Consider the following 12,832-nt stretch of genomic DNA (forward strand, 5'->3'; position numbering starts at 1 on the left):
TGCGTTGTGAGTCGTGTCACGCTGAGCACCTGGTTGCGTTCAGCTGCAAACGTCGGGGCTTCTGTCCTAGTTGTGGCGCACGGCGTATGGCCGAAAGCGCCGCGCTACTGGTCGATGAGGTTCTGCCCGTACAGCCCATGCGCCAATGGGTACTCAGCTTTCCCTTTCAATTGCGCTTTCTGTTCGCCAGCCGGCCGGAGGTCATGGGCCGGGTGTTGGGCATCGTTTACCGCGTCATCGCCACGCATCTGGTCAAGAAAGCGGGCTATACCCACCAAGCGGCCAAGACCGGTGCCGTCACCCTGATCCAGCGCTTCGGCAGTGCACTGAACCTCAACATTCACTTTCACATGCTGTTCCTCGATGGCGTGTACGTTGAGCGTCCCAATGGAACAGCCCGGTTCCTCTGGGTCAGGGCGCCGACCAGCGCCGAACTCACCCAACTGGCGCACACCATCGCCCATCGGGTCGGCCGCTATTTGGAGCGGCAAGGCCTACTGGAGCGGGATGCTGAAAACAGTTACCTGGCCTTGGATGCGGTGGATGAAGATGCGATGACTCCACTGCTGGGGCATTCCATCACGTATCGCATCGCCGTGGGGCCACAGGCAGGGCGCAAGGTGTTCACCCTGCAGACACTGCCCGCCTGCGACCCGGAAGATCAGTTTGGTGACATGCCCGGTAAGGTTGCCGGTTTCTCGCTACATGCCGGCGTAGCGGCCAAGGCCCATGAGCGCAGCAAACTCGAACGGCTGTGCCACTACATCAGCCGCCCGGCGGTGTCTGAGAAACGGCTGTCGCTCACGAAGAATGGCAACGTGCGCTACCAGCTTAAGACGCCGTACCGGGACGGCACCACGCATGTGATCTTTGAGCCGCTGGACTTCATCGCAAGACTGTCGGCGTTGGTGCCGAAGCCACGTGTGAACCTTACCCGGTTTCATGGGGTGTTTGCGCCCAACAGCAAGCACCGCGCCCTGGTTACACCTGCCATGAGGGGCAAGGGGAGCAAAAAGGTCAAGGTATCGGATGAGCCGCCAACACCCGCTGGGCGGCGAGCGTCGATGAAATGGGCACAGCGGCTCAAGCGTGTATTCCAAATCGACATCGAGACTTGCAGCGAATGCGGCGGTGCCATGAAGGTGATTGCCTGTATTGAAGATCCGGTAGTGATCAAGCAGATCCTCGACCATCTGAAGCAAAAAGCCGAAACCAACGAGTCCAGCCCGTTGCCCGAGAGCCGGGCACCACCGGCTGGCCTGTCGCCGGGTCTGTTTACCTGACCCGTCCCAAACGATTCCGATCACGATGCTGCGGTAATTCAGCCGCGGCAGGGATGCGTTATGCCGGCGGCTTGGGTTGGCCCCGGCTGTCGGGAAAAACGGGTGAATTTTCGGCGGGATCGATGGCTACACGGGCCGGATTCAGAATCACCCACTGGCAAAGCAGGCCGTCATTCGCGGTCTACAGTGGCTGGACTTGGAGAAAAACGGCGTTTATTCTTCCTATACTCTTTTATATCTGATAATTGCAGATTAAATTCAGATAATAAAACATTTACAATATTTTTGAATTGAGTTTCAGAATAAAAAGCTTTATTATGATGTTTTATTCTGGATAAACGCTCTAGTTCCCAATATCTTAATAATGACAATTTACCACCATCATATTCCCAAAGTGAAATATTTTGGTCGTGCCTTTTTGTATCTGTTTTATAAAAATTGGCATACTTGTTTATCTCTACATATGCAAATAAGTAGTAACCTTTTTCCAATTAAGTACCCTTTTATTTAATATCTTTGAGTTCTGCTTCTGTGGACTTTTTCTAATTTTGATTGTTCTTTTAAAAGTTTTTGATAAGAACCTTCTACGAGTTTTTTCTTGTCTTGGCATACAAACTGCTTATATGTATCGAACATTTTAATCCATTGAATATATGTCCAATCGGAAAAATTTAGTTCACTATCTAAATTGATAATTTTTTTCAAACGTTTTTGCTGTTCATAAGAAAAAATATTTTTTGTTTTTTGTTTAAAATTTAATCCTGGGGCAGTATACATATATGATAAAAAATCCCAATATTCTAACATTGTTGCTTTTTTTATATCACAATATTCTTTTTTATGGAAATGCACAAGAACTATAGACACGTTGGGTTTTGGTTTAAAATCTGAAGGCAAAAACTCATAAGCCAGTTTTATATCATATAACGGTTTGAACATAAGTGATTTTAATGTGTCTTTATAATATGGAGTGCCTGCGTATTTTAACATTGCTTCGTACTGCATTATAATATACATATCTTGTGGCGGGTTGATTGCTGTTAGTAATCTTGTTAAGATTTCTCCCGTCATATTAAACGGTATATTAGAAAAAACTTTATAATTGCCATCAGGAAGTTTTATGTTCATAAAATCTTGATTGATAAGTGTTAGTTTTTCACTATTCAAGTTTTGCTTTAAAAATTGATACAAAGAGGTGTCTAATTCAATTGCAATTACACTTTTACTTACTCTTAATAAATGTTCGGTTATTATGCCTTTTCCCGGACCTATTTCATATACAATGTCAGTATTATTTATATTGCTATTTTCAACAAGGCTACTAACTAATTTTTTATCGTGTAAGAAATTTTGTGAATCCCTAATATTTCTTTCCATAAATTCCCTTTAATTGCATAATCTTTAATAGTTTATATAATTAATTATAAGATGAAACGTACAGTTTGTCAACTATTGCCATTTAAATTGGACATATAGCAAGCATACAAAATAATGGTGTTTTTACATATAAAAAACTACTAATACTGGTTACAAATCTTAAACCAAATAAAAATTTGCATAAAAAAAGATGTGATGATTATTAAATTCTTCACAACTTTTATATGTTAATATTTAACCAAAACATTAGATTTTAATATGTTTAGTATTTTACTCTCATACTGGCACCGTGAAGTCTACGTCAATTCCCCAAACATTTAGAGTAAGTGCAAAAAAGCCATTTTTAAAATTTGTTTCGGACAAGTAAAAAGTTTTAGGCTCATCAATTCCCCAATAATATATATCTATATATTCTGCATAAAGAAATTTTTGAGATTCTTCATCGTATTTTATGCCTTCGACACCATATCCCTCTTGAAACCTATAATCGCCTAGTATATTGACAAATTCATGTGATAGATAAGGTATTGCATAGTTTTCATCATTGTTATCGTAGACAGCAATTAAGAGTTGGAATTCATAAGTATCATCATTAGAGTCGATTGCATTAATCGTTATCCATTGTAAACCGACACTTGTGTTGTCATATACAAAATCCTCACCTATTAAAACGGTAATAAACTCATTTGAAATTTCATTAAAATCGTAGAGATCGTAAATTAGTACCTCAAAATCTAATTTTAGACCCGAAAAATCCAAATCCATTGGCACAATTAGTAATGGATTTCTGTTGATTGAACCATATGAGGCATAGCTAACACCATAGTCAATTATGTCAGAATAATCAGTTATGTCAGAAAGATCCATATCGGCTATATTAATTATAACTTGTGAATCATGTATTACATCCCCATCTTTAGCAACTAAAAAGGTTTTTGAGGTGAAATAATCTTTTTCATCAACAGTATATTTGATAACTATAAAGCCGTATCCTTCTGTGTCAATGTCATAAGAAACAACCATATCTTTTGTAACTTGAACATTAGAATGTTTGTGGTGATTTATATAATAAATTCCTAGATATAAACTTAGTTTCATGTCGCTTAAGACTTCTTCTAAAGTGGAGCCTAATTTAACGGATTCAGAGTCTATATCAATTTCAATTTTATTATTAAATGCCAAGTTTTTTGAAAAATCATCGCTTGATATTTCATCTAAAATGGTTTTAATTTTTATTTCAAACTCATAACCTTCAATCTCAATTCTTGTATTATGAATGCCTTCATCCAATATTGTTTCTTGATCTTCATCAATTATGTCCTCAAAGCGAACAGTGTTAAAATATCCATTATCGTAAACTAGCACTATATCAGAAAAAAGCATACCTGCATTATATTCATTGATCTCTTCGTCTTCGATTGCGGTATAAAAAATTAGACCATAATTTCCATTAACATCTTTAGTTGGAGAGAGGTTTATAACTGCTAAAACCTCAAATTCCTCGTCATCTGCAACAAACAAGTCTTCGCGTATTAATGCTGCGTATTCGTTAAAGGCAAAAATAACATCTTCCGATATTTGGGTAAATAGAACAGCTTCCCAATTAGAAAAATAAGCATAAAAATCTTGAGTGCCTTTATTTATTACAAGCCGAATTTTCTAAATTACCTAAAGGAGGTAAGGTTCTTTGCTTAGCCGAAGGTGAAGGTCGCAATGCTGTGTTTTTAGCCAAGCAAGGTTATGACGTTACAGCGGTTGACCAGTCTAGCGTCGGCTTAGAAAAAGCACACAAATTGGCGGCTGAACAGGGTGTAAAAATCACCACAGTGGTAGCCAACTTAAATGAGTATGATTTAGGCGTAGACGCTTGGGATGGCATCGTTTCAATTTTCGCTCATGTGCCTCTTGAGTTACGGTTGAAATTGCATAAGCAGGCAGTGGCTGCATTAAAAGAAAATGGCGTCTTTATGCTAGAAGCCTATACAGCTGCTCATATTGACATGGATGGAGTGGGTGGTCCTCCTGCCTCGCAAATAGATATGTTTATGTCGCTTGAAGGGTTGCAGCAAGAACTAAACGGTTTGGATTTTATAATAGGTGCTGAAGTAGAGCGTGAAATCTCTGAAGGAAACTATCACCAGGGTAAAGGAGCAGTCGTTCAAGTGGTTGCCTGTAAGAAATAGTTAGTTAAATAGTAAGTTCTAAGGAAAGTAATGAGTACGTTTAAGCAATGGGTAAACCGTCTTTTAGGAGACGTAGGAACCGTTTTTTACCTATCAATACTCTTTATTGGTTTGTTTTTAATTGCCACAGTCAGTAACCCTGATGGCGTTCAAGAGTTAGCGCAAAAAGCACTGGATGCGACCGCTGATGACTTTGGCTGGTTGTACTTATTAGTGACCAGTGGCTTTGTCATTTTTACACTCTGGTTGGGGTTGTCACGCTTTGGCAGTATTCGCCTCGGGCCTGATGACGAGGCACCCGAGTTTAGCTATGGCTATCGCAAGGATGCGGATCATGCCCCAAGTGGCGGCCAGGATGGCCAGCCGGGACGAGAACACTGGTCGTTACCAGCGTCACCGGCCCGAGCAAACCCTGCTCTATCGGATCGTCGAAGAATACTACCAGACGTTCGCTGCCCATTTGGCGGCGCAGGGCAGGGAACTGCCCGGCTATGTGCAACGCGAGTTTGATGACTACCTCAAATGCGGCCGTCTCGAACACGGCTTTCTGCGGGTGCGTTGTGAGTCGTGTCACGCTGAGCACCTGGTTGCGTTCAGCTGCAAACGTCGGGGCTTCTGTCCTAGTTGTGGCGCACGGCGTATGGCCGAAAGCGCCGCGCTACTGGTCGATGAGGTTCTGCCTGAACAACCCATGCGTCAGTGGGTGTTGAGCTTCCCGTTTCAGCTGCGTTTCCTGTTTGCCAGCCGGCCCGAGATCATGGGGTGGGTGCTGGGCATCGTTTACCGCGTCATTGCCACGCACCTGGTCAAGAAAGCGGGCCATACCCACCAAGTGGCCAAGACGGGCGCGGTCACCCTGATCCAGCGTTTTGGATCGGCGCTCAATCTGAATGTTCACTTCCACATGCTGTTTCTCGACGGTGTGTATGTCGAGCAATCCCACGGCTCAGCGCGTTTCCGCTGGGTCAAGGCGCCGACCAGCCCAGAGCTCACCCAGCTGACGCACACCATCGCCCACCGGGTGGGTCGCTATCTGGAACGGCAAGGCCTGCTGGAACGGGATGTCGAAAACAGCTATCTGGCCTCGGATGCGGTGGATGACGACCCGATGACACCCCTGCTGGGGCACTCGATCACTTACCGTATCGCTGTCGGTTCACAGGCGGGGCGAAAGGTGTTCACTTTGCAAACTCTGCCGACCAGTGGTGATCCGTTCGGTGACGGGATTGGCAAGGTAGCCGGGTCCAGCCTGCACGCCGGCGTGGCGGCCAGGGCCGATGAACGCAAGAAGCTCGAACGGCTGTGCCGGTACATCAGCCGCCCGGCGGTATCCGAGAAGCGGCTGTCGTTAACACGAGGCGGCAACGTGCGCTACCAGCTCAAGACGCCGTACCGGGACGGCACCACGCACGTCATTTTCGAACCATTGGATTTCATTGCAAGGCTGGCCGCCCTGGTACCGAAGCCCAGAGTCAACCTAACCCGCTTCCACGGGGTGTTCGCACCCAACAGTCGGCACCGGGCGTTGGTCACGCCGGCAAAACGGGGCAGGGGCAACAAGGTCAGGGTGGCTGATGAACCGGCAACACCAGCACAACGGCGAGCGTCGATGACATGGGCGCAACGGCTCAAGCGTGTTTTCAATATCGACATCGAGACCTGCAGCGGCTGCGGCGGCGCCATGAAAGTCATCGCCTGCATTGAAGACCCTATAGTGATCAAGCAGATCCTTGATCACCTGAAGCACAAAGCCGAAACCAGCGGGACCAGGGCGTTACCCGAAAGCCGGGCGCCACCGGCTGAGCTGCTCCTGGGTCTGTTTGACTGACGAGCCTGAAGGCCAACGATACCAATCAAAATGCTGCGTTCACAGCGCCGCGGCAGGGATCCGCCGTGCTGGTTGTCGGAAAAGGAGCCGCTAGTGGGAAAGAGGAGGGTAAATTTTCAGCGTTGCTGGCTCCCCGTCAGCCGGATTGGGTTGCATCGCAGGGGTGTCGAAAGAGTCAACTGCGGTCCAAAGCTGTTGGACTTGGGTGAAAAGGGCGTTTATTCTTCCTATACGTGAACCGCATCCTACGGAATGAGTAACCCTTGCCCTATTGTGAGTAGAACGTCGTATAATTCAAACGAAAGCAGTTAATAGGTATGAAATATCACAGCACAAAAGAGCGACAGGACATGTTTAGATGATGTTATTATAAAATAATAACATCATGGATGAATAAAAAATAATTTTCTATCTTTACAACTATGTTATACTTCTATGATAAGGCTATGATGGCAAAGCCTTGGTTTTCCTAATCAAATAGTCGCCGAGATGGCTTCAATGCGACAGTAGGTCTACTGTCTCACAATTAATTCATGTATCAGATTTTTGTTCCCTGATGGGAAGTGTTATCCATACGAAAAGAATATGGGTAAAGTGTTACACCTGTATATGACATTCAGAATGTCCTGTCGGGGGAACTGGTACCAATTTAATAAAAGAAAACAGTATAGAAATGACAATCGAAGATATGCAAACATTAGCCCTAGAGCATGGGCTGAGAATTTCGGAAGAGATGAGCGTCAATGAGATGGGCATCGACTTTAGAGTTGCCTTTGTAAAGGAAGTAAACGGTGAGAACTGGGTACTCCGTATACCTCGAAGAAGCGATATGCTTGAACAAATCGAAAATGAAAGTAGAATATTGGATTTAGCCAAAAGAAACCTGTCGATCAATGTCCCTGATTGGAAAATTGTATCGGAGCGCCTAATAGCCTACCCTTTACTGGAGGATGCGCCTGCTCTGACATTCGATGCGATAACACATGAGGTTTCTTGGAACATAGATCGCGATAGCATAGCTTATGTGGAGTCTCTGGCAAAATCATTGGCCGAATTACATCGTATTACAGCTGACGATGTGAGAAAGAGCAACTTGAAAATAATGACTCCAAGTGAATTGAGGACCGAAATAGCTGACCGTATCCACTTGGTGAAATCTGAGATAGGTATCAGCGAGCCGTTGGAAAACAGATACCGTAGATGGTTGGACAATGACCCTTTGTGGCCTGAATTCACTTGTTTCATCCATGGCGATCTCTATGCAGGGCATGTCTTAACCTCGAAGGAAGGTAAGACCTCTGGTATCATAGATTGGTCTACTGCGCATATGGGTGATCCTGCACTGGACTTTTCTGGTCACGTATCGGTTTTTGGAGAGGATAGCCTGAAGAGTTTGATAACGGAGTATGCTAAACAAGGCGGAACGATATGGGATAGGCTCTACGAACAATCTATAGAGAGGGCTGCTGCAGCTCCATTAGCATATGGCGCTTTTGCGGTAGAGTGCAACGACGATAATCATATCAATGCCGCCAGAGCAGCCTTAGGTATTGTTCAATAAAATGATGTGAGGATACTTTTTTAAATGCTAAAATAGGAGTTCGATTGGTGCCACTTAAGAGTATCATTGATTTCTATTTTAGCCAGTATCCTCCACTTTTAGGAGCTCCTCGAAACTCGATTTTATGATCATCTCTTAAGATTTTGAGCCACCGCTCTACTATCTTGACAGGAACTAATAGCTCGTTTACTAAAAATGGTGCACGCTTTCCTGGATTAGTTCTTATCTGATTAAATAGTAGATTTACTCCCTCACTTACTCCCTCATTAGATTCGAAAAGTAGCTTTGATGAGACAATAACTCGAAAACCGTGCTGGAAATTTTCAAAGACAGGGGGACGCAGACCATAGGATGCGAAGCCTTCTTGGATTCGTTTGATGCCTGACCCATATTTTTCAATAAAATGCGCTTCTTTGAACGTGGCAGATATCCTTTTATTGCGCGCCCATGGCGAGTAATCTTCACGAAGAAGCTGATCAATCGTTAAGTTATCAGCTAAACCACCTGGATTGAAAAACTCTATGGAATTGTAATACACCCTGATTATGGAATCGGCAAATTAATTTGGACTTGGGTGAAAAGGGCGTTTATTCTTCCTATTACGTTGTCGGCAGCGGGCCAAAAAGGAATACGTCCATGCCCATCGAGGTGAAACCGGCTGTGAGCGCGGGTTCAAGCATATAGCCCGACAGGCGCGTATCCTTGCCGATCACGACACGATGGCGGTGGTCACCGCGACGAAAGACACGGCCAGCCGCCATGCCGACGCGCAAGGCGGTTTCCGCCGTCATCGCGCCTTCGTTGGCTTTGCCACGAATACCGTCTGTGCCGAAATATTTGCGCACCATAAGGTCGATTATCCTGTCGTCGGGTCGCCCTCAAAGGGGACATGCCTGCTGAACCGCGAATATAGAGAAATATCCCGAATGTGCAGTTAACGAATTCTTGCGGTTTCTTTCAGCGCCGCCAATACCGCCAGCCCGTCGCGCAAGGGGCGCGGCTCGTGTGTGCGGATGAAGTCAGCTCCACCTGCGGCGGCGGCAAGCTCTGCAGCGAGTGTCGCGGCCCCGACATCCCCCGGACCACGGCCTGTGAGCGCGCGCAGAAAGGATTTGCGCGAAACAGACAGAAGCACCGGCAAATCGAAGCGCAGCCGCAATTCATCGAACCGCGCCAGCACCGAGAGCGAGGTTTCGGGAGCAGCCCCCAGAAAAAACCCCATGCCGGGATCAAGGACAAGGCGGTTGCGTTTGATACCGGCACCCGTCAGCGCCGCGATGCGCGCGTCAAAGAACGCCGCAATGTGATCCATGATGTCGCCAGCGGGTGCCTCGCGCCGATCTGCCTGCCCGTCTTGCACCGAATGCATAACGACGAGTTTGGCAGATGATTTCGCCAATTGCGGATAGAACGCAGCGTCTGGAAAACCGCGAATATCATTGAGATAGGCCACACCACGCGACAAGGCATAGGCTTGCGTCGCGGGTTGATAACTGTCGAGCGAGACGGGAATGCCATCTGCCTTGAGCGCGTCCAGCACCGGCGCGATACGCGCGATTTCTGTGTCGGACGAAACAGGCGCGGCGTCGGGATTGCTGGATGCCGGACCGAGGTCGATCACATCTGCCCCCTCGGCCATCAGCTTACGCGCCTGCGCAATGGCTGCGTCTGGCGCCAGATACCGGCCTCCATCGGAGAAACTGTCCGAGGTTATGTTGACGATGCCGAAAATGATGAGCGATTTATTCATGGGGGCTTCTATAATAATCTCTGTACACGACAAAAATAGATAACTCATTGAAATAATGTCACAATAATTGTTTTCTAACGACGAATACTATGACACATCTCAATGAGTTATATCTTATCTTAAACAAATCTCTAAAATGGAACAAGTCACATTTAAAGTGCTTTGCGCTCATCATGCTTGTGATTATTTTAAAGCAAACATGTAATCTTTCTTCTGCATCTAAAGCCTTGCCCATCAAGTGTTTACCACAATCATTTTATCGACGTATGCAGCGCTTCTTTGCAGGTCAGTATTTTGATTATCGTCAAATTTCTCAGTGTCATCACCAGAACGATGGTGATGACTACGGCGATCTGACCCCAAAGGATTCGGCCTCCGCGCAATGCAGGCTCCAGTCGGCAAAAGAGACGGAGCCGATCAGAGAGTAGGCAAAATCGGGACGGGCAACAGGAAAGAGGATGCCGGAGGGCTGCCGGATACTATCGGCGGCAAATAGGATGGATCGCCTGTGCCGTTATCGTGCCGGTCGAGTGCCATCCAGGAAACGATTGGGCGAATCGCCGTCACGCTTCATTTTGCCTGCGAGGTTGAGTAGATTTTTCAGTGCGGAGTTGCGATTGAACGGCGACCAGACGGCTGTAAAGGCAACCGGCTCCGGTTCATCGAGGAAGGGCAGGAAGACGATGCCGGTCGTCGGCAACAATGACGTTGCCTCGCCGACGATAGTGATGCCGAAGCCTTGTCCGACCATAGATAGCAGCGTGTCGCGCCCCACATCAAAGCGCCGGATCGACGGTGCGGGCCAACGCCCGGCAAGGCGCAGCACGATATGGTCATGGACCTGCGGGCCGGTGCCACCATAGCGAACAATGAAAGTCTCGCCGACCAGATCGGACCAAGTGATTGCGGACTGCCCGGCGAGGCGATGCCCATCCGATAGCACGGCCACCAGCGGTTCGGTCCAGATCGGTCGGGTATGGCAGTCGGGCATCTCGGGCTTGCCCGCGACGAACACCACGTCGAGCTGGTCAGCACGAAGCTGCATCACCGCATCGCGGGCTGTGCCTTCGGTGATCTCAACCTCAATGCCCGTATGTTCTTCCCGATAATGACGGATCAGCTCCGTGAGAAAGCTGCGTGGGATTAAGGCATGGATGCCGATGCGAAGCCGGCCGTATTCTCCTTGAGCTGTCATGCCTGCGGTCTTCACTGCGTGATCGAGTTGATCGACACCCGCCGTGACACGCTCCATGAAGTGCCTGCCTGCGTCTGTTAGCCGAACGCCCCGCGCATGGCGCTCAAATAGCAGGACACCAAGGTTATCCTCCAGCGCTTTCACACGCGCGCTGACGCTCGACTGGCTGATACCAAGTGCCTTGGCCGCATGCCGAAAATTCAGATGCTCGGCGACGGCGATGAACTGAACAAGGGAAATGAGCGGTATCCTGCCAGACAGGATACCGACATTCACGAGGTTTCGATGGTTAGTGCGCCGCATCGGAGCGGGCCTGCTACCAGTCGTCGGTTAGACGACTGGCGACTTCTCGGTGGCAGCCCCACGGAGCCGAAGGAGCACCAGCCCCAACGAAACCAGTACCGCCATCGCCGTGGCGTAACAGATCACGGGCCACGCTGTGTCACCGTTTAAAAGTGCCACCGCCAATGTCCCGACAATGCTGACTATCAGGCTTTGAACGCAGAAGTAGAACGCGACCGCTGATCCCGCGATGTCGTCGAACTCTGCCAAAGCGCCGTTCGCGGTAACGGACACCGTGAAGACAATACCGACCGCGACAACCCACATCGGTAGGATGAAGGTGAGGAATGACGGCGAGCCGTAAAGTTCGCCGATCCCCAACAGGACCGCTCCGCAAACAAGCAACGCCATCCCACGCGCCACGCATCCTGCGATGCCCCATCTGGCGACAAAGGACTTCGCGAAACGGGTTGTCACGATCATTACAAGCGCGACAGTGGCGAAGGCAAAGCTGAATCCGATCTCGGAATATTCCGCTTGGCCTATGAGCACACGGGGAGCCGTCGAGAAGAAGACGAAGTAGGTGCCCATACCGGCGCTAAAGCCGACAGTGTAAACCCAAAAAGCCGGACTCGCGAAGATCGGCAAGACAGATCGGCGCGTCTTGACTTGATCCAGAGGGCGGGTTTCGTGCCACCTGAAACCCGCATTTAGGAGTGCGAGCATCGCCAGTATAGCCAAAGTAATGAATATCGCCTGCCATCCCAAGAACTCGCCGATCAATACTCCGGCGATAGGGCCGAGCGCAGGCACGAACGCCAGCATCGAACTGAAAAGGCCGTAGATGACGACACCCTCAGGACGGTTGGCATAAACGTCGCGAACCGTCGCGAACGTCGCCACCAGCATGGCCGACGCGCCCACTGCTTGAAGTAGACGGAAAGCGACAAAGGCCGGTGCAGTTGAAGACCAAGCTGCTCCCAGAGACGCAATGACGAAAGCCGTTGCGCCCGCAAGTAGAATTGGCCGTCGCCCGATTCTGTCTGAGAGCGGACCAAAAATCACCTGGCCCACGCCGAGCATCACCATATAGAGGCTCAACGTGAGTTGGATCATAGCGGGCGTCGTGTTCAGGATGCCGGGCATCGCTGGAACGACAGGGAGATAAATATCCATCGCCAGTGAAGCGAGGATGTCGAAAGGAGCCATCAGCAGCAGTGCTGCCGGCAGCGTATAGGCCCACGCGGGGCGTGTGGTGGTCATGACGAATCAACCCTCGATTAAGGAATACCGGGCGACGTCTGCTCGTCAGCAATCAGATGAGACTAGCCTTACAGAGCGCCGCAACAACAATACTGGTTGTTGCGGCTTAC

12 protein-coding genes and 3 pseudogenes are annotated in these 12,832 nt (G+C 48.3%); 6 read left to right on the forward strand and 9 right to left on the reverse strand.

Translation table 11 applies throughout. The annotated features are described in order from the left end of the window. Positions 1-1,283: IS91 family transposase (locus FTV18_RS13390; RefSeq protein ID WP_180018474.1), on the forward strand; the 1,283-nt coding region annotated here is incomplete at its 5' end. Positions 1,284-1,453: 170 nt separating this feature from the next. Here the strand turns inward: FTV18_RS13390 and FTV18_RS13395 are convergent. The 3 genes from FTV18_RS13395 to FTV18_RS13405 form a co-directional block, all read right to left on the reverse strand. Beyond that, entirely contained in the window at positions 1,454-1,774 is a 321-nt protein-coding gene (locus tag FTV18_RS13395) for a hypothetical protein (RefSeq protein ID WP_179990683.1), read from the reverse strand. A gap of 16 nt (positions 1,775-1,790) precedes the next feature. After that, complete coding sequence (gene erm / locus FTV18_RS13400) at positions 1,791-2,660, reverse strand: 23S ribosomal RNA methyltransferase Erm (RefSeq protein ID WP_107318659.1); 870 nt, start codon at positions 2,658-2,660, stop codon at positions 1,791-1,793. Positions 2,661-2,936: 276 nt separating this feature from the next. After that, the gene (locus FTV18_RS13405) at positions 2,937-4,181 is read right to left on the reverse strand and encodes a hypothetical protein (protein ID WP_179990686.1); all 1,245 of its coding nucleotides are present in this window, start codon (positions 4,179-4,181) and stop codon (positions 2,937-2,939) included. Positions 4,182-4,330: 149 nt separating this feature from the next. Between FTV18_RS13405 and FTV18_RS13410 the strand changes: the two are divergent. The 4 genes and pseudogenes from FTV18_RS13410 to mph form a co-directional block, all read left to right on the forward strand. Then, positions 4,331-4,843, forward strand: a pseudogene (locus tag FTV18_RS13410) (class I SAM-dependent methyltransferase); the annotation flags it as partial. A gap of 30 nt (positions 4,844-4,873) precedes the next feature. Further along, positions 4,874-5,353 (forward strand): BCCT family transporter, encoded by a 480-nt coding sequence (locus tag FTV18_RS15860; protein WP_338242671.1) that lies wholly within the window; start codon positions 4,874-4,876, stop codon positions 5,351-5,353. Beyond that, positions 5,256-6,671, forward strand: coding sequence for an IS91 family transposase (locus FTV18_RS13415; RefSeq protein ID WP_373686954.1), 1,416 nt, complete (start codon positions 5,256-5,258; stop codon positions 6,669-6,671). The genes FTV18_RS15860 and FTV18_RS13415 overlap by 98 nt, the downstream gene beginning before the upstream one ends. Before the next feature lie 673 nt (positions 6,672-7,344). After that, positions 7,345-8,232, forward strand: coding sequence for an Mph(E)/Mph(G) family macrolide 2'-phosphotransferase (mph, locus tag FTV18_RS13425; protein ID WP_071830579.1), 888 nt, complete (start codon positions 7,345-7,347; stop codon positions 8,230-8,232). A 73-nt stretch (positions 8,233-8,305) separates the two neighbouring features. On the opposite strand, the gene FTV18_RS13430 is transcribed toward mph, so the two are convergent. The 3 genes from FTV18_RS13430 to sul2 form a co-directional block, all read right to left on the reverse strand. After that, the gene (locus FTV18_RS13430) at positions 8,306-8,770 is read right to left on the reverse strand and encodes an ATP-binding protein (protein WP_071830580.1); all 465 of its coding nucleotides are present in this window, start codon (positions 8,768-8,770) and stop codon (positions 8,306-8,308) included. Positions 8,771-8,831: 61 nt separating this feature from the next. Continuing rightward, a complete protein-coding gene (locus tag FTV18_RS13435) occupies positions 8,832-9,080 on the reverse strand; it encodes a phosphoglucosamine mutase (RefSeq protein ID WP_071830581.1) in 249 nt (82 codons plus the stop codon). Positions 9,081-9,166: 86 nt separating this feature from the next. Further along, positions 9,167-9,982, reverse strand: coding sequence for a sulfonamide-resistant dihydropteroate synthase Sul2 (sul2, locus tag FTV18_RS13440; RefSeq protein WP_001043260.1), 816 nt, complete (start codon positions 9,980-9,982; stop codon positions 9,167-9,169). An 89-nt stretch (positions 9,983-10,071) separates the two neighbouring features. Here sul2 and FTV18_RS13445 point away from each other — a divergent pair. After that, a pseudogene (locus tag FTV18_RS13445) lies at positions 10,072-10,299 on the forward strand (IS4 family transposase); the annotation flags it as partial. Positions 10,300-10,496: 197 nt separating this feature from the next. Here FTV18_RS13445 and FTV18_RS13450 read toward each other — a convergent pair. The 3 genes and pseudogenes from FTV18_RS13450 to floR form a co-directional block, all read right to left on the reverse strand. After that, the gene (locus FTV18_RS13450) at positions 10,497-11,177 is read right to left on the reverse strand and encodes a LysR family substrate-binding domain-containing protein (protein WP_109354582.1); all 681 of its coding nucleotides are present in this window, start codon (positions 11,175-11,177) and stop codon (positions 10,497-10,499) included. A 3-nt stretch (positions 11,178-11,180) separates the two neighbouring features. Further along, positions 11,181-11,480, reverse strand: a pseudogene (locus FTV18_RS15820) (LysR family transcriptional regulator); the annotation flags it as partial. A 27-nt stretch (positions 11,481-11,507) separates the two neighbouring features. Further along, positions 11,508-12,722 (reverse strand): chloramphenicol/florfenicol efflux MFS transporter FloR, encoded by a 1,215-nt coding sequence (floR, locus tag FTV18_RS13455; protein WP_000214122.1) that lies wholly within the window; start codon positions 12,720-12,722, stop codon positions 11,508-11,510. Between the last annotated feature and the right edge of the window lie 110 nt (positions 12,723-12,832).

This window comes from Acinetobacter sp. YH12241 (genome assembly GCF_013417535.1).
Lineage (GTDB): Bacteria > Pseudomonadota > Gammaproteobacteria > Pseudomonadales > Moraxellaceae > Acinetobacter.

Bases quoted from the DNA above. Each gene is read 5' to 3' on its own strand.
- FTV18_RS15860 (WP_338242671.1), top strand. From the start codon at position 4,874: ATGAGTACGTTTAAGCAATGGGTAAACCGTCTTTTAGGAGACGTAGGA.
- FTV18_RS13435 (WP_071830581.1), bottom strand. From the start codon at position 9,080: ATGGTGCGCAAATATTTCGGCACAGACGGTATTCGTGGCAAAGCCAAC.
- sul2 (WP_001043260.1), bottom strand. From the start codon at position 9,982: ATGAATAAATCGCTCATCATTTTCGGCATCGTCAACATAACCTCGGAC.
- mph (WP_071830579.1), top strand. From the start codon at position 7,345: ATGACAATCGAAGATATGCAAACATTAGCCCTAGAGCATGGGCTGAGA.
- floR (WP_000214122.1), bottom strand. From the start codon at position 12,722: ATGACCACCACACGCCCCGCGTGGGCCTATACGCTGCCGGCAGCACTG.
- erm (WP_107318659.1), bottom strand. From the start codon at position 2,660: ATGGAAAGAAATATTAGGGATTCACAAAATTTCTTACACGATAAAAAA.
- FTV18_RS13450 (WP_109354582.1), bottom strand. From the start codon at position 11,177: ATGACAGCTCAAGGAGAATACGGCCGGCTTCGCATCGGCATCCATGCC.